Genomic DNA, 18,190 nt, shown 5'->3' on the forward strand with positions numbered 1-18,190 from the left:
TGTCATGGTCTTCACCTCTTTCATATTCAGTTTTATAATTTATCACATTTTTATTAAATAAAACAAGTGTGCATATTAGATATCGTACGCTTATCTAATTTACACACTTTATTTTACACTCCCGTTTTATCCAAGAGTCTATAAACGGCTCTTCCATTTCTAACACCCAACTGCAACACTTTTACTACTTCTTGTTCCTCTTCCATAATCTTCACAAGACAATATTTATCCTGTAAAAGTTTTTCTGCCATTGGCTTTGTAATTTCTTTATCAATATCAAGAAAGAAACGATCTTCCTTCCATAAAGCAAATTTACATCCATTTCGATAATTCACACAACCAAACCCTTTGCTATTTTCAACGATTTTATTTCCACAAACTGGACATAATCCAATTGCTTCACGTGAATCATCAATAGGTACATCTCCCCCAACTCTTATATTTGAATAGTCTTTATGAAGATGAGGAACGAAAGCTTCTAATACACTATCTACCAAGGTCTTCACATCCGCTTTTCCCTCTTTGATATCTTCTTGTATCACCCACCACTTCGCGGTTAAATCTGGTTTTTTAATTTCGTCAGGTAAAACATGATAAAAATCTTTTCCTAATTGTGTCGATACAATATTCTTTCCTTGCATCTCAACATAGTGACGCTTCATTAAGGTTTCCACAATCGAAGAACGAGTAGCACTTGTCCCAATAGAACCATTCTCGCCTTTTTTATCTTTATCTTTTTTCTTCAAGATTTCCTTGATTTCTTTATCTTGCACATATTTCGCAATGCTCGTCATATCCTTAATCAAGGTAGCCTGCGTATAGCGTTTGGGTGGATTCGTTTCTTTCTCCGCAATTTCACTATTACTTAAAGTAATCTCATATGTACCAGCTGGAATGTCAAACTTAGAAGAATCTTCCTCTTCATCATTTTCTTTTTCTTCTTTATCCGCTTGAAAATGCTGTTTATATCCTTCATCCATTATAAACGTACTTGCCGCTCTTAAATCACCATGCTCTGTTTTCACAACTGCTGTAATTTGACGTTTCTTAATCGGAGGTAAAAACTGCATAATATAGTAACGTGCAATTTCTTCATAGACCTTTCGTTCATCCGGTAATAACGCTTCAATTTTAAAGTCTGACATCGTTGGTATAATCGCATGATGTGCCGTTACAAATTTATCATTAAAACATTCTGAATGAATTTGATAATTTACAGGATATTCTTCTTGTAACTTTCCCATCACATGAGGTAATACCTTATTTGCTTCTGTAAAATGTTCTTCTTTTAAGTATTGTGAATCACTTCGATTATACGTGATTGCTTGGTATTTATCACGTAATGTCTGCGTAATCTGATCCGTCTTACTTAAATCAAAACCAAACTTGCTATTCATATGTGCTTGTAATTTCGCAAGATTAAAAGGCAATGGTGGTTTAACATCCATCATTTTTTCTTCTACTTTTACCTTACGAGATACTTCCTTCATAATATCTGCTTCGATATCTTCCATCACACCTCGTTGTAAAATATGTTTGTCATCTTCCAAAATATCTTTTTTAGGTTTCAGTTGTAGTCCAATATCAGCCAATGGATCCTCAATATGACCTTGTATCATCAATTCATAATATTTTTGTTTCACATGAGAATCAATTTGTTCATCTCTAGCTACAATTAACCCTAAAGTTGGGCTTTGTACACGTCCAACACTCATTCCTTTACGTCGCAAAGATAATGAAAATAAACGTGAATAATTGATTCCAACTACATAATCCGCAACTGCTCTAGCATACGCACTATCTCCTACTGCTTTAAGCTTTTCATCATTATCAATCAATTCATGAAATGCTTTTCGAATATTAGCAGGAGTATTATCGTTAATATATACACGCTTCACAGGTTTCGTATTTCCTGCATAATCCAGAATTTCATCAATCAAAAACTGTCCTTCATCATCCGGGTCACCAGCATGAATGATTTGATCACATTGCGCCATCAACTCAATGATTTGCATCACACGATCTTTTTTATTCCCATCGGGAACTAATTTCCAATCCTCAAAACAAATTGGTAAATCTTCTTTCTTCCACTTCTTATACTTTTCATCATATTCATCTGGTTCACAAAGACGAAGCAAATGTCCATATGCCCATGTAATGATTACATTCTTCTTTACAATAACCCCACGCACTTCTTTGTTAGGACCATCAATGGATGCCGCAATGGCTCTTCCAAGCTCTGGCTTTTCCGCAATAATTAGAGAACGCATTTGCCTCACCCTTTCTTTATTCTAAATTAGATTATACCAAATTTATTCATTTTCGTTCAGTATTTTTTTAATTTTAAAATATGTGATTTTAAAAAATTATCACAATCTTTAGGATTTTTTAATTTTATTCCGTATTAAGTATAGTGGAGGGGTGTGTATGCATAAGAGTAGTTGTGCTGATCACTTGGAAAGGAACACATGGCTGAATTATGTATCACCTATATGATACTTGTTCTTACTCTTTCCCTATTACGGCGTAAAGGTAAGTAGTATCTAAATGGGGATGGGTGGGGATACATAAAGTGCCAGTGTACTTTCTCATGATTTAGCACCTTCCAACAAAAAGGGAACGAGAGGTCACTCGTTCCCTTTCCCTGTCCAGTAGACAGTTCTTATGATTTAGCATCTTTATTATAATAAATTTTTCTCTCTCTCGCAATATCATATATCGTATATTCCTATGAATCCATCAAACATATTTGATTATTTTCATTTTATTTAGGATTTTTAAAGTTTTCCTCGTATTAAGTATAGTGGATGGGTGGGATTACATAAAGTGCCAGTGTACTTTCTCATGATTTAGCACCTCCTAACAAAAAGGGAACGAGAGGTCACTCGTTCCCTTTCCCTGTCTAGTAGACAGTTCTTATGATTTAGCATCTTCATTATAATAAATTTTTATCTCTCTCGCAATATCATATATCGTATATTCCTATGAATCCATCAAATAAATTTGATTATTTTTCATTTTATTTAGGATTTTTAAAGTTTTCCTCGTATTTAGTATAGTGGAGGGGTGTGTATGCATAAGAGTAGTTGTGCTGATCACTTGGAAAGGAACACATGGCTGAATTATGTATCACCTATTTGATACTTGTTCTTACTCTTTCTCTATTACGGCGTAAAGGTAAGTAGTATCCAAATGGGGATGGGTGGGGATACATAAAGTGCCAGTGTGCTTTCTCATGATTTAGCACCTTCCAACAAAAAGGGAACGAGCGAGCACTCGTTCCCTTTCCCTGTCCAGTAGACAGTTCTTATGATTTAGCATCTTTATTATAATAAATTTTTCTCTCTCTCGCAATATCATATATCGTATATTCCTATGAATCCATCAAACAAACTTGATTATTTTTCATTTTATTTAGGATTTTTAAAGTCTTCCTCGTATTAAGTATAGTGGAGGGGTGTGTATGCATAAGAGTAGTTGTGCTGATCACTTGGAAAGGAACACATGGCTGAATTATGTATCACCTATTTGATACTCGTTCTTACTCTTTCCCTTTTACGGCGTAAAGGTAAGTAGTATCTAAATGGGGATGGGCGGGGATACATAAAGTGCCAGTGTACTTTCTCATGATTTAGCACCTTCCAACAAAAAGGGAACGAGTGACCTCTCGTTCCCTTTCCCTGTCCAGTAGACAGTTCTTATGATTTAGCATCTTTATTATATCCAATTTTACGCTATCTAACAATATCATATATCGTATATTTCACAAAATTTAAAAATGCACATACCAATATTCTACGCCAAATATGCTCACTCGTTTACACAATTCAACACTACTTTTATTCGATATAGTTTCATACATACTCCGTGATATCGTCAGCCATGTTGTCTCTCCATTATAACGACGTATTTCAATAGTATAGTCTCTTCTATTACGCGAACGATGACTTTTCTTATCCACAACAAAGGCAGATTCATGTACTGGTGCTTTTACCCTAGAAATCCAATTCCACGCAAACATAGATGAAAAGCTATATGCCACTAAAGCAAGAAATACTAAAATCCACTTCCCTTTACGTATCTTTTCATCGCGACGTTTAGAAATTCCTACAAATGGAATAAATAGAATAATAGCGAATATAAAGACCAACACAAAAAAATAACCTTCATTTCTTAAATTCATCGTATCTGCATTTATAAGTAAGATGATAATAGATGAAAGAATGGGTAAAAACGGAACTTTTATATGAGAATTCTTCCAGCTTGTTTTCTCCTCTTTTCGAATTTCACATACCATTCTTGGATATATCCAAAGATATAAAAAGTAATATAACATAGGAGAAATTGCAAAGATTAGAAATACCCATCGAATCGGTAGAGCAACAAAGACTATGAGTAAAAGAAACGTATGCACGTAGGATAAAATACGTATGATTTTTTTCATCTTTTTAACCTTTGTCTTGCTCATTTGTTTCCCAAGTTCTTTTATTTCCTGTTCTTTTATAGTTTCATCTGAATGAATTATAGAATTTTTAACAAATACATTCGCTTCACAAGATTTAATAGCTATATTTTTTTCATTGAAGTACGCAATAGCTTGTGAGGCATTTTTCATATTGCTTTTAAAATCAGCCAAACTGTTCTTATCACTATCACAGAGTCTATAGGAAACATTTGAAATCAAAAACTTAGAAACTACGACTTCACAACATCTAATGTCCTTACAATGAAAAATTCTTTTTTTCCCCAACCAATTTATATACTCACACTCTTCTTCGCTTATTCTTAGTTTATGATAATGATATAACATTAACAAATAAATACCTAACATCAGAAAGAAACCAAAGACTACAATACAAAACAATGCACTACTAATGTCTCCTACAATCAAGGAGGATAGAACACTAACACCTAGAATAATAGAGAAAAAAGTAGTCGTAATGATTCCTACTATAAATACAATTTTATTTTCACTTACTATGATTTTTTCCATCTTTATCACCTTGTTATGGAATTATTATAACAAATTATTCAATATATTACAGCCAAACATAAAAAAACCAGTACCTATTACATTAGATACTGGCTATTTCTAATTACGCAACAATAAGACGTGCGCTGATGATACCTTCTCTTTCGTGAATTCGATCAATCAACTCATTGCTTACTTCATCGTTTGTTTCCAATATTGTATATGCATAATCTCCACGTCCCTTACTGAACATGTTTTCGATATTCACTCCAACTTTTGCTAAGTTTGAAGTCATAGAGCTTAACATATCTGGAATATTACGGTTAATAATACAAATACGGTATTTCGCACCTTGTGCCATCTGAACATCTGGAAGATTTACAGAATGTGTAATATTCCCTGTTTCCAAGAATTCCATAATTTCCTTTGCAGCCATAACAGCACAATTGTCTTCACTTTCAGGAGTAGAAGCCCCTAAATGAGGAATCCCGATTACATTATCAAACTTCAACAATTCCTTTGAAGGGAAATCTGTAATATAAGCACCAATTTTTCCTGCTTCTAATGCTTTAATCATCGCATCATCATCGATTAGACCACCACGTGCAAAGTTTAATACACGTACGCCTTCTTTCATACTTTCAATACCTTGTGCATCTACAATGTTCTTTGTCTTGTCATTATATGGTACATGCACTGTAATATAATCGCATTCTTCAAATATCTGTTTTAAGTCTTTGACATGATGAACGCGTGCCTTTAAAGTCCAAGCAGCTTGTACAGAAACATATGGATCATATCCATACACATCCATATCTAATGCTGCAGCGGCATTTGCCACAAGAACACCGATTGCCCCTAACCCAATAACTCCAAGTTTTTTACCTGCAATTTCAGGTCCTACAAAGTTGCTTTTACCTTTTTCAACAACTTTACTCATATCATCTTCTTCGATGGTGTGAACCCATTCGATACCTTTCGTAATTTTACGAGAAGACATCAATAAGGCCGCAATTACTAATTCCTTAACGGCATTTGCATTTGCTCCTGGAGTATTAAAGACAACAATTCCTTGTTCACTACATTTATCCAAAGGAATGTTATTCACGCCTGCTCCAGCTCTTGCAATACATTTTAAATCTTTAGGAAATTCTACATCATGAAGCTTTGCACTACGTACTAAAACAGCATCATAATTTTCGAATTCTTCAGAAAATTCATATTTATCTTTATCAAATTGATTGATTCCAATATCCGCAATCTTATTAAATAACTTTACTTTCATATATTCTCCCTTTATCTACTATTTATGTTCTGCTTCAAATTTCTTCATAAAATCGATTAACGTATCAATACCTTCTACTGGCATTGCATTATAGATAGATGCACGCATACCACCTACTGCACGATGACCTTTTAAATTGCTCATTCCATCAGCTGCACTTTCTTTCGCAAACAATGCATCCAATTCTTCATTGGCTGTACGGAATGTTACATTCATTAAAGAACGAGCATCTTTATCCGCAGCTGGTTTATAGAACGTAGAACTGTCTAAGAAATCATATAAACGTTTTGCTTTTTGTTCATTATGTTTTGCCATGGCTTCTAATCCACCCATGTTTTCAATCCATTCTAATACGAGTCCTAAAATATAGATTGCATACGTAGGAGGCGTATTGTACATAGAATCTTTCTCTGCCATTGTTTTATAATCTAACATTACAGGGACATTCTCTTTCGCAAATCCTAGTAAGTCTTCGCGAATAATGACAACTGTCAATCCTGCACAACCCATATTCTTTTGTGCACCAGCAAAAATAACTCCATACTTACTTACATCTACTGGACGACTTAGGATATCACTAGACATATCCGCTACGATTGGTACTCCATTTGTTTCTGGAACATAATTCCATTCTGTTCCATAAATTGTATTGTTTGAACATAGATATACATAGTCTGCTTTTGGATCTAAAGATAATTCTTCCTGTGCAGGAATATACGTATGATTTCTATCCTTGCTAGATGCAGCAACATGAATTTCTCCAAATTTACATGCTTCCTTATAGGCATTGTTCGCAAAGTTTCCTGTCACGATATAATCGGCTTTTCCAGTTTTCATAAGGTTTAAAGGAACCATTGCAAATTGCATGGAAGCTCCTCCTTGTAAAAATAATACCTTATAATTATCTGGTATATTCATTAGTTTACGTAATTTTGCCTGTGTTTCTACAATAATCTGATCATATGCTTTGGAACGATGACTCATCTCCATGACCGACATACCACTGCCCTCGTAGTTTAACATTTGCGATTGTGCTTTTTGTAACACCTCCAGTGGCAGCATGCTTGGACCTGCTGAAAAGTTGAAAATTCTGTTTTCGGCCATAAATATTGGCACCTTCCTTTCTTCGATAACAATTTATGTTATTAGTTAGTATTATAGCACAAATGAAATAAAATGAAAGTAACTTTGAAATAATTTGTAAGCAAAAATGTAACAGTTTTACATACGAAGACATTCTGTGTACATATGTTCACAAAACGTAGACAAAACTAAAATTTTTCTATCCTCGCAAAACGTGTTATACTTACAACATATAGAATAGGAGTGAGTTTTATGCTAGATTTTCGTATCTACACTTTTATTGCATTATCAAAAACGTTGAACTACACGAAAGCCGCAGAACAATTATGTATGAGCCAACCCGCTGTAACCCAACACATTCAATATCTAGAAAACCTTTATCAAGTAAAATTATTCACACATGAAAACAAACAATTACGTCTTAGCAAACAAGGAGAGCTCCTTTTAAAATATAGTTTACGCTTTGCAAGTGATGAAAACAAACTTAAGGAAATTATGTGCAGTGGAAAAGACCATATGGATCATATACGCATCGGTGCAACTAGAACCATCGGAGAATTTATCCTTCCAAATAAGTTTACAACCCTATTAGATAATCATCCTGATACATCAATCTCTATGCTTGTTGAAAACACAAGTACACTTTTAGATATGCTCAACAATGGACAAATCGATTTTGCCTTTGTAGAAGGTTACTTTAAGAAAAACGACTATACCTATCACCTTCTATCCAAACAACGCTTCATTCCAATTAAATCGAAAGACTATCCACTTTCCAACTCCATATGTAAACTAGAAGAACTCTTACATGAAACACTTATCATACGTGAATGCGGTTCTGGTACTAGAGAAATCCTAGAGCGTGTTTTAGATGAACAAAACTTAACCATCACAGACTTTAAAAACACCTTAGAAATTGGCAACATCCATGCGATTAAAGAACTTATCAAACAACAACAAGGAATCACGTTTCTTTATGAAGCAGCTGTACTAGAAGAATTAAAAAACGGACAATTCGAAATCATTCCTCTTGATGATTTTCAAATTACCCGTGAATTCAATTTCATTACATTAAAAAATAGTATCTTTACGGATTTCTATACCTCATTCTTACTAGATTTAAAAGAGTCCTAGAGAAATATAAACTGTACCATAATCATATAACAAAACGTTCCTCCTACAATACTAATGATATTATTGCGTTTCCATACATGTAAGATACCTACAATCAGTATTCCTAGCACTTCAGGTATTCCATAGGGATATTTCAAGAATGTAGTTGAACGTATACAATAAAGAACCAAACAAAACATAATCGCCATAGGCAATACTCTTCCCAAGTACAATATGATATTTGGGATTTTTTTCGCATCTTTAAACACAAGAAACGGCAATGCCCTTGTAAGAAACGTACACGCAACTACTACCCCAATCACACTTAATGTTTCCCAAGTTGTCATAGCGCTTCTCCCCCTTCTACGTTCTTCCTAAATATAATTAACAATACAACTAGTAGAATAAGTGCAGGCAATAAAAAGTTCTCTAATCCAAAACAAACAGCACTTACACCCACTGCAATCAAAGCACACACGATTGATACATGTCGCTTCGCCGCTATCCACTGCTCTATTAAGATAACCGTAAATAACGCAGTCATCGCAAAATCAATCCCTTTGGTTTGAAATGTTATCAACATCCCTAGCGTCGCGCCAATAACAGAGCCTAACACCCAATACACCTGATCAAACAAAGCAATCAAAAACATAAGACGCTTTCCTCGTTCCTCTTCCCTATTTGAAATACTACATAATAAAGAATAGGTTTCATCAGTCAACGAGAAAATCATATACCATTTCTTTTTCCCCATCCTAGAAAAATCATTCAAGAATGATAATCCATAAAATATTTGTCTTGCGTTTACTGATAAAGTCACAATCGCAACTTCAAGAAGTGAAACACCTGAATGAAGATATGTTAATAATACAAACTGCATACTCCCAGCATATACACTAAAGCTAATCAAGAATGCCCAAATCCATGAATACCCCTGTTTTTCACACAACAATCCAAACGCAATCCCTAAAAATATGTACCCAACCATTACTGGAAAGGACAAGCGCAACGCTTCTTTGATATCCCTTAACATTCTATTCTCACCTCATTTTTTTGTATTATTGTAAAGCATTTCACCTTATTTGACAATGTCCCATCTAAAATGTTATGAAAATAATAAAAGGGGAATTGACAATGATGACCCCCTTATGGTATATTTAATTAGCACTAAATGGGGTTTTAGCTCAGCTGGGAGAGCACCTGCCTTGCACGCAGGGGGTCATCGGTTCGATCCCGATAAGCTCCACCATATTAGTACACAAAAGATTTCGAAGGGCATGTCGCTTATCGAGATCTTTTTTTATTTATTCGGGTATGAATCGCTCTTGTGTAGACGCATAAAAGTAAAATGCATCTTGAACACGAAAGTTAAAGTTCACCACATCCCCACATCTCAATCCATCAGACAAAGCCCCCTTCATCATAAGAAGTTGATCCTCCCACTCGATATGATAATATAACTCATCTCCTAAATTCTCCACAAGGACAATCTTTCCAAGATACCCATGATCTATATCCATGAACAGATGTTCAGGCCTCACACCAATAATAATCTGCTCATCAAGCACACCCCTTGCTTCACAAAGCACGCTTTCCTTAAAAACTACTTGTTGATTTTGAACACTTGCCTTAAACTGATTGATTTCATATTTTCCTAAAAAAGACGCCGTAAACAAATTCTTAGGATGATGATAAATATCCAAAGGCGTTCCCACTTGTTGAAACTTCCCATCCTTCATCACAATCAATATATCTGCCATTGTCATAGCCTCTATTTGATCATGTGTTACATATAGAAATGTCGCATCCATTTTTTGATACAACATCGCAATTTCAATTCTTAGTTGAGATTTCAATCTCGCATCCAATGCACTTAAAGGCTCATCCATTAAGAATACTTTAGGACGCCTTACCAAAGCTCTTGCGATAGACACCCTTTGCTTTTGACCACTCGATAATGTTTTCGCCTTACGATTCAACAATTCGCTTATATCTACCAAAGCAGCCATTTCTTGTACACGTTCTTGAATAACATCATCTTGCAATCCACTTTGTGCCAACCCAATTTCAATGTTCTCCTGTACACTCATATCTGGAAACAAGGCCGCATCCTGAAAAACCATAGCAATTTCCCTTAATGATGGAACTCGTTCATCAATACAATTGCCATCAAGCATAATACTTCCTTTATCACATTTCAAAAACCCTGCAATCATATGGAGTAGAGTAGTCTTCCCACACCCAGATGGCCCAGCTAACACAATAAATGCTTTTTCCTTTATATCCAAGCTTATATCCCTAACCGCTTTTATATTACCATAATTCTTATCTAAATGATTAAGTTGTAATCTCGTCATGAACTCACTCCAATTCATTGTAAGTTTATCATTATTCCTATCAAATGAAAAGAAAAAGTAACTGCAACAAAAGTTACAGTTACCAACTCTTCCAAACAAAGAGACACAAACTAAATAAGCGTAGATTAGCTTGTCTTAATATAAGCGAGAATAAATACTGAAAGCATTTATATCATAATGATTGATCATGTTAGAAACTTGGGGATGGTTTTTAACATTGGGTCATCTCATTCTTATACCGCACACTTTGTACCCTATCAGGTAATACCCCTACCTGATGACTACATAATACTCCATATATGAATCATCCACAATAAAATCACCAACAGTTAACAATTTTTCAAAAACCAGCAAATTATCCTTGAAAATTACAAAAAATATCAAAACAAGTACATACATAAAAGAAAAAAACTTCTTATGGAAGAAGAAGTTGATTTCGTTTGTTATACTATTACGTGGATGCCGCCACCAGAACCAGCAACTGTTACTTCAGCACCAGAAGCTACAACAGCACCAGCCATTAGGCATAAGCCACAAACAGCCGCTATTACAATTTTTTTCATATTGACCAAACTCTATCAATACCATTGACCATATGCATATCATCGTTAACATGCATATCATAAAGGATTATAGAGATTTACTCAATAAAATTGGAGTTAGTTCATTTTTTTTCAAACATAGTGCTTTTATTTATACTTTTACAAAAAAACATCAACTCATTTTTTAATGTTTTTTTCTACTAATGATTCAAACATATATGTACATTTATAGTGTCCACTTTTATTCACTAGCCTTAAAATTTCATAACGAAACACTTTGATGTACTCCGGGTCTGTTAATAATGGTACTATTTTCTTCAAGATATAATTTTCTTTCACAAAATCAGGAACACTATTATCAAAAGTGAAATATTTATACATATACTTAACATCGATAGGATATTGCACATAGACATCTTCATCTACAAAAGGAATATCAATTGGTAAATTCAATCGATTTTGACAATCTGCCATAAACATATATGAATCTATGAAGTCTCTATGTTCTTGTTGCAATCCCTTATAGTAGTAATTCAATGCATTTTCATATTGTTCGTTTAAATGATATGCATATGCAACATTTGTATAATATTCGCTTACCTTTGTTTCTGGCAATATGTTTTCACTTACGATTGCCTCAGATTCTTTGATGTATTGTAGACATTTTTCAAATTCTAGTTCACTAAATAATACAATTGCATAGTTGTAAGCATCTAATAATCTAATAAATCTCCTTTTACCTTGAAAATATTTTATCAGATTATTAATCAACAACTCCATCTTTTTATAATTGCCCATAATATAATAGAAATCGATTAGATTTATTTTAACAAATTCATGGCTGCAGTTAATTAAATTGATATCCTCTACCAATCGTTTGTATAAATTCTTATCCGCTACACTATTAGCTTTGATTTTCAAATATACTAAAAGCCTAATCATATCTTTAAAACAATCTGGCGATACAGATAATAACTGCTTATATTTTTCAATGACCTCATCTTTAATCATCATCTTATTACCATAATGATTTTTTATATTTTCAAAAAGTTCTTTTAATTCGGAATAATAAATATAATCACTAACTTCATTCAAGATACGAAGAATTTTATTTGACAATCCGATTATCTTTTCTAAATTATAATCCTCTGTAGCTTCATACAATTCTTCAGTAAGTCTATACACCGCTTTGTCAATTTCAGGAAATTCACCAAGTTTTAAATCAAACTTATCCAACATTTCAACATAGATTTCTATTGATCTTGATAAACCACCAGCTTCTATATTCTTTAAAGTATTTGGGCTACAGATGTCTTTACAAAAGCGTTTCTGTGTCCAGCTGTTCTGTGAATTGTCTCTACGTTCTTCTCGATATATACCAATTAGTCTACCAATGATACTCAGTCTTTCATTGCTAACACTCAGCTTTTCAGTATTCACCTTCATGCGTTATCTCCTTTTTGCCCTAATAAGAAATATTATAGAGGAAAACTGTAATAATTTCCATATTTTTACAAATTCAAGAATAAAAAAATCACAAATATATCATATTTAAATATTTTATACATAATATAGGTAAATCAAGAAGATACAATAAAGAAAACACATACCTAAGATGCCTTACTAGCTCATAAAGATGTGTAAGTTTTCCATAGCATGTGTAACTCTTGATAATAAACGATGAACATAACCAGCTTCTTCAACACTTCCTGGTTTTGTTTGCTTTTGTTGAGGTGTCATATTCATTGATTTGTACGTCATGATTTCATACAAAAATTGATTCGCTAGCTTTAATGTAGGAATATGCTCCTTGGCTTTTTGAATTTCTCCCTGTTTTAAATAAAGCAGAAATGTAACATAGGAATGAAAGGTATCTTGTGTATTGTATTTATTTAATAGTTCTTGGCATTGTGTCAAATCTTCAAAGTACAACAAGAGTACATATACATAGTGATGTACAAGAAAATGATCACTAGGGTTTAAATGTAATATCTCTTGAAATTGTTGAAGGGCTTTTCTCATGAAACCTAACTCAAATAAGGTACATGCATAAGCAAACTTAATATGAAAAAGAGATCTTGATTCTTCCAAGTCATAAAAGTCTATTACATTTTGCAGAAAGAAATCTTTACCTAGATTAATCGTAGCTAATTCCATCCCCCTCTTATAAATATCCATTCTTTCATATACATCTTGTGTATATAATCCTAAAGCCATGTATCCTTCGATACAATCGGAACATAACTGAATTGCTTCTGTGGCAATTATGCACTTTGTTACAGGATTGCGAAACTGTTTTAATTCTTCAAGTTTCTTTAACGCTTGTTCATAAGATGTTTTGTTCGTGCTTTTAATGGGATGTTTTTCTTCTAGAAAAGAATCCAGCGACATCTGGAAAGTAATTCCTAAATTCATAGTATCCGTAGTTTGTTCCATATCATTTCCCTCAATTCACGAGTTACATTATAAAACAAGTTATCAAATAAAACAATGTATCTTATTTTATGAAGTTATCAAATACCCACTGTGCATTTACTTCACTGTAATAATCATGTCGTTCTTTCAACATAGTTGATACGAGGCGTAGATATTCATCCATCAAAACTGCGAGCATTTGTTGTTCTTTATCATGTGTCGTTTGAAACCATATCGTTTGTGAAATTGCATCATAATCGAAATAAGTTACACTACATTTCTTTTGTTTCTGTTTTTCCAAATGATGAACAAGCTTAAATTTTATGATTTCGATACAACGATCATCTAAATCATCTTCAAAGATTCTAATCTTTTCCGCAATTTCATTATGATTGCTTATATAACGTTTCCTACAAGTAACATCATCCTTATATAAAGCATGATCACTTTCTTTAAAGTCTTTTTTTGATTTGATGTAAAGTACAAATTTATGGTCTTTGTCAATATATGCTAGAGGATGGATAAATTCGATAAGATGCCCACAACGAGGACATTGAAAAGTAAAAAAAGTATCATTTAACAACTGTTCTCTACCTTGTATTTCAAAATCTGAGAGAATCAGTGTTTCACTTTTACGATATGTATGAAACATGCACTGCGTACATGTTAGTTCCACTAAGATTGATTTCATTTCTATCACCACGATGTTAATTATACTCATAAAATCAAAGAAGTCATTAAAAAAGTGTGGTAACTGCTAGAAAGCTAGTTTACCACACGTTTGTATTATTAGATTTTTTCTTTTAATTCAATTAGTGTTTCACAAGACATAAATACTTTTGTTATTTCTTGTAATTGTTCATAGGTTAATGTAGATAGCCAAGTTGTTTCATCTGCTTCAAACTTTTGCATAATCAAATTAGCAACTACAGAAAGATATGCTTCCTCTTTGCCTTTACGAGAACCTATTTCAATTCCTTTTTCTATACCTTTTTCAATGCCTTTTTCAATGCCTTCTTTAATTCCTTTTTCAATCCCCTTTTTCATACCCTGCTCTAGAGCTATTTGAGTTCTTTCTTCTAATTGGTTTTCCACTCTCATTTCTCCCATTTCAATTGCCATTGCAATGGACCAAAGATCTTCATCATCTTGCATGTGTTGATATTTTTCCATGATTGCTCTCACCAACCTTTCCTCTGACTTCAGTATATCACGATTTCTATTATTTTTAAACGGATAGCAAAGCTGTTCAAATCCACTCATATGTAAGGCTCCCTTTTCTTTCGCAATACGATTGATTACTGGCAAATGAATGAAAATACTTTTTATGAGGGAATCTCCACCCATAGGATATCCACCTTTATTCATTAACTTATATTCATTAATTAAATCTTCATTACATGGGGCTATTGCATCTACAAATACGATTTGATATACATGTTTTAACTTTTTGTAATTATCCCCTTTCCTCAACTGGTTTGATAACATCCTAGTCAAATACAATTGAAATCGTTTATTATCTATCAATCCAATATAGGTTGTTTGCATTTCAATATCATATTCGTTATCTTGTTCATCCTTTACGTGAACATCTAAAACAACTCCTTTTTCCCCAATAATCTTCGCATCCAAAATAGGATTTAAAACTTTGCTTTCTTTGGGATGAATGCCTGTGAGTTCTTCGATGATAGAATGTCGAATGAATATTGAAGTCTCATCATCTGCGCTTAATGCATACTTAAAAAATACATCATTACAAAAATTTACTTCTTTGCTTCTTGTGATCATCATTATGATTCCTCCTTGGAAAGGGTATACCCCTTCCATAGGTATATACGAAATAAATTTCAAAAATCCTAAAAAAAGTAACAAGTTTAGCAAATTTGCTCACTTGTTACTTTTTGTTAGATTGCTCTTGTAGCTTCTTTTAACCATTCTTTTTCTGCATCGTTTAAGTATGGTGAAATTTTATTATAAACAGCTTCATGATATTCGTTTAACCAATAGATTTCATATTGTGTCAACAATTCTGTATCAATACCGTCTAAATCAAATGGTACAAAAGTAATTGTTTCTAAATACATATACTGTCCGTATTCATTCTTCTCACCTTTACGTACAACACATTCATTTTCATGACGTATACCATGTGATCCTTCTACATAAACCCCAGGTTCATTTGATTGTGTCATTCCCTCTTCTAATATACAGCTATCGCTACGATCTGATACAATTTTCCAACGGAAACCATTAGGTCCTTCATGAACATTTAACAGATGTCCAACACCATGTCCTGTTCCACATTTATAATCTAAGTCCATATCCCATAATGGTCCACGAGCTAGGATATCCAAATTCACGCCACGACAACCATGTAAGAAACGTGCTCTCGATAATGCAATATGCCCACGTAGTGCTGCAGTAAAGTGCAAACGTATTTCATCAGAAATAGGACCTAATACAAAGGTACGCGTAATATCCGTAGTTCCTTCTAAGTATTGCCCACCACTATCAACTAACAACAATCCTTCAGGTTGTAACATTACGTCACTTTCAGCAGTAGCGCTATAATGCATCATTGCTGCATGTTCTTTATAAGCAGAAATAGTATCAAAACTTACGTCCAAGAAATTCTCTTGTTGTGCACGTAATTCTCTTAGATAATCACTCGCACTAATTTCACTCATTTCCATCTTCCCAACATTCGTCTTTAACCAGTACATAAACTTTGTCATCGCAACTCCATCACGTATATGTGCAATTTTATTATTCTCTAATTCTACTGGATTTTTAATTGCTTTCATCATTTGGGATGGATTTGTACAATCCACAAGTTTAATATTGTCCTTCAAATTTTGTGTAATCGCATAATTCACAAAACCACTATCCAATAAAATAGTGCTACCTTCTTCTATCGTCTTCACAAAGTCATAAATAGCATCATAATCCTTTACCACAATGTTATTAGCTTTAAATTCCTGATACAATTCATTTGTCAATTTATCCGCATCGATAAAAAGATAGTTTTCATTGTGCGTTAACACAAGGTAAGACAATGCGACTGGATAACATTCGACATCTCCACCGCGCATATTTAATATCCATGCTATATCATCTAATGAAGTTATGATATGATGTGTCGCATGTTTTTGATTCATCTCTTCACGAATTTCTTTTAACTTATCGCCAACACTTTTTCCACTGAATGCTTCTGTTAAAAAGAAAGCTTTTGCTTTTGGTAATGTTGGGCGATCTTTCCAAATCATATCTACTAAATCTTCATCATAAGAAACACCAACTTCTTTTTCTTTCAACTTTCCTAAGATTGCCTTAGTTAATTTTGTATTCATTACTCTTCCATCAAAACCAAATACTTCTTTTTCTTTCATATGATCATAGATATACTGTGCAATGGTTGGAACGCCTTCTTCTCCTTGACGCATCAATTCAATTGTCGAGTTCTCAAGCTGTTTAGCCGCTTGAATAAAGTAACGACCATCTGTCCATAATGCTGCACATTCTTTACAAACTACCAAGGTACCAGCAGAACCACTAAATCCAGACATATAATATCTTGCCTTAAAATATTCCCCTACATATTCTGTTTCATGAAAATCAGAAGTAGGAATCATATACACACTGATATTTCTTTCATCCATTAAACGTCTTAATTCTTTTAATTTTTCTATAATTGTCATATATACCTCCAAATAAAAATATCCATAAACATTGTACTCTAAAATCTTGTTTATGGATATATCTTTTCTTCAAATCTTCACAAAGTGTCCTCTTTAACCGTGATTGACTGCGTAGGAACCATTTGCACTGGCTACTACATCTTCACAATCTTTCACTTTTGCGATTGCTCTTACTTGTACCATACGACTTCCAGCATGATCACAAACCGCTTCAATAATCAATTCATCATGTTCCTTTATAGATTTATTGAAATTGATTGCCATTTGTATGGTAGGCGTAAATGTTCCATCACTAAAAGCATAAGCAGCACATCCCATACTCATATCTAAGGCAGTACTAATCATTCCTCCATGCATGTTCTTAGCGGGATTCAATTGCCATTTATGTACAGGATAGGATACTGTTACACGTTTCTTTTCTATGTCATAATGTAGTATTTTCATATCCATCATGGCGTTTATTGTTCCTTCTTCGCTCCTTCGCAAATCTAGGAAATGTTGCATTTTTTCTTTGATTAGTTTTTCTTCCATATATGCCTCCATTCTCTCGCTTCGCGCGAGCACAAATTTTAATGAAACCAACTCTCGCAATTTGTTCTATAATCTCAAGTTTTACACTTGGAAGATAGTAAAAAGGTCCCAAGTCCCCTAAGTAAAGGGGATGAGACCTTTTTTCGTTATTGATTTAGTTTCGTACTTTTTCTAGAATTCACTATTCTTGAAAA

At 33.6% G+C, this 18,190-nt stretch carries 15 protein-coding genes and 1 tRNA gene; 3 read left to right on the plus strand and 13 right to left on the minus strand.

What is annotated here, in order from left to right:
• Positions 1 to 113 precede the first annotated feature (113 nt).
• The 4 genes from ACWG0P_RS15475 to serC all read right to left on the minus strand — a co-directional run bounded on the left by ACWG0P_RS15475 (position 114) and on the right by serC (position 7,361).
• Entirely contained in the window at positions 114 to 2,270 is a 2,157-nt protein-coding gene (locus ACWG0P_RS15475) for a DNA topoisomerase (RefSeq protein WP_455802480.1), read from the minus strand.
• 1,502 nt (positions 2,271 to 3,772) lie between these two features.
• Entirely contained in the window at positions 3,773 to 4,993 is a 1,221-nt protein-coding gene (locus ACWG0P_RS15480) for a hypothetical protein (protein ID WP_455802481.1), read from the minus strand.
• Between the two features lie 103 nt (positions 4,994 to 5,096).
• The gene (locus ACWG0P_RS15485) at positions 5,097 to 6,257 is read right to left on the minus strand and encodes a 3-phosphoglycerate dehydrogenase family protein (protein WP_455802482.1); all 1,161 of its coding nucleotides are present in this window, start codon (positions 6,255 to 6,257) and stop codon (positions 5,097 to 5,099) included.
• A gap of 18 nt (positions 6,258 to 6,275) precedes the next feature.
• A complete protein-coding gene (gene serC / locus ACWG0P_RS15490; RefSeq protein WP_455802483.1) occupies positions 6,276 to 7,361 on the minus strand; it encodes a 3-phosphoserine/phosphohydroxythreonine transaminase in 1,086 nt (361 codons plus the stop codon).
• 231 nt (positions 7,362 to 7,592) lie between these two features.
• Here serC and ACWG0P_RS15495 point away from each other — a divergent pair, with 231 nt between their 5' ends.
• A complete protein-coding gene (locus tag ACWG0P_RS15495) occupies positions 7,593 to 8,474 on the plus strand; it encodes a LysR substrate-binding domain-containing protein (protein ID WP_455802484.1) in 882 nt (293 codons plus the stop codon).
• Here ACWG0P_RS15495 and ACWG0P_RS15500 read toward each other — a convergent pair.
• Both ACWG0P_RS15500 and ACWG0P_RS15505 read right to left on the minus strand, forming a co-directional pair.
• On the minus strand, positions 8,471 to 8,800 hold the full coding sequence (locus tag ACWG0P_RS15500) for a branched-chain amino acid transporter permease (protein WP_455793133.1): 330 nt from the start codon (positions 8,798 to 8,800) through the stop codon (positions 8,471 to 8,473). The genes ACWG0P_RS15495 and ACWG0P_RS15500 overlap by 4 nt on opposite strands.
• On the minus strand, positions 8,797 to 9,486 hold the full coding sequence (locus ACWG0P_RS15505; protein WP_455802485.1) for an AzlC family ABC transporter permease: 690 nt from the start codon (positions 9,484 to 9,486) through the stop codon (positions 8,797 to 8,799). The genes ACWG0P_RS15500 and ACWG0P_RS15505 overlap by 4 nt, the downstream gene beginning before the upstream one ends.
• Before the next feature lie 140 nt (positions 9,487 to 9,626).
• On the opposite strand from ACWG0P_RS15505, the gene ACWG0P_RS15510 reads away from it, so the two are divergent.
• Positions 9,627 to 9,702 (plus strand) — tRNA-Ala (locus ACWG0P_RS15510).
• A gap of 55 nt (positions 9,703 to 9,757) precedes the next feature.
• Here the strand turns inward: ACWG0P_RS15510 and ACWG0P_RS15515 are convergent.
• Positions 9,758 to 10,810 (minus strand): ABC transporter ATP-binding protein, encoded by a 1,053-nt coding sequence (locus ACWG0P_RS15515; protein WP_455802486.1) that lies wholly within the window; start codon positions 10,808 to 10,810, stop codon positions 9,758 to 9,760.
• A 417-nt stretch (positions 10,811 to 11,227) separates the two neighbouring features.
• Between ACWG0P_RS15515 and ACWG0P_RS15520 the strand changes: the two genes are divergently transcribed.
• The gene (locus ACWG0P_RS15520) at positions 11,228 to 11,401 is read left to right on the plus strand and encodes a hypothetical protein (protein WP_455802487.1); all 174 of its coding nucleotides are present in this window, start codon (positions 11,228 to 11,230) and stop codon (positions 11,399 to 11,401) included.
• A gap of 128 nt (positions 11,402 to 11,529) precedes the next feature.
• Here ACWG0P_RS15520 and ACWG0P_RS15525 read toward each other — a convergent pair whose 3' ends face one another.
• From ACWG0P_RS15525 to ACWG0P_RS15550, 6 genes are all read right to left on the minus strand, one after another.
• Entirely contained in the window at positions 11,530 to 12,798 is a 1,269-nt protein-coding gene (locus tag ACWG0P_RS15525) for a tetratricopeptide repeat protein (RefSeq protein ID WP_455802488.1), read from the minus strand.
• Positions 12,799 to 12,975: 177 nt separating this feature from the next.
• On the minus strand, positions 12,976 to 13,788 hold the full coding sequence (locus tag ACWG0P_RS15530) for a hypothetical protein (RefSeq protein WP_455802489.1): 813 nt from the start codon (positions 13,786 to 13,788) through the stop codon (positions 12,976 to 12,978).
• Positions 13,789 to 13,849: 61 nt separating this feature from the next.
• Positions 13,850 to 14,488 (minus strand): CpXC domain-containing protein, encoded by a 639-nt coding sequence (locus tag ACWG0P_RS15535; RefSeq protein ID WP_455802490.1) that lies wholly within the window; start codon positions 14,486 to 14,488, stop codon positions 13,850 to 13,852.
• A 68-nt stretch (positions 14,489 to 14,556) separates the two neighbouring features.
• Positions 14,557 to 15,558, minus strand: a complete 1,002-nt coding sequence (locus tag ACWG0P_RS15540; protein WP_455802491.1) for an Rpn family recombination-promoting nuclease/putative transposase — start codon at positions 15,556 to 15,558, stop codon at positions 14,557 to 14,559.
• Between the two features lie 113 nt (positions 15,559 to 15,671).
• Positions 15,672 to 17,465 (minus strand): aminopeptidase P family protein, encoded by a 1,794-nt coding sequence (locus ACWG0P_RS15545; RefSeq protein ID WP_455802492.1) that lies wholly within the window; start codon positions 17,463 to 17,465, stop codon positions 15,672 to 15,674.
• 93 nt (positions 17,466 to 17,558) lie between these two features.
• On the minus strand, positions 17,559 to 17,996 hold the full coding sequence (locus ACWG0P_RS15550) for a PaaI family thioesterase (protein WP_455802493.1): 438 nt from the start codon (positions 17,994 to 17,996) through the stop codon (positions 17,559 to 17,561).
• Between the last annotated feature and the right edge of the window lie 194 nt (positions 17,997 to 18,190).

The organism is Amedibacillus sp. YH-ame6, assembly GCF_053848845.1.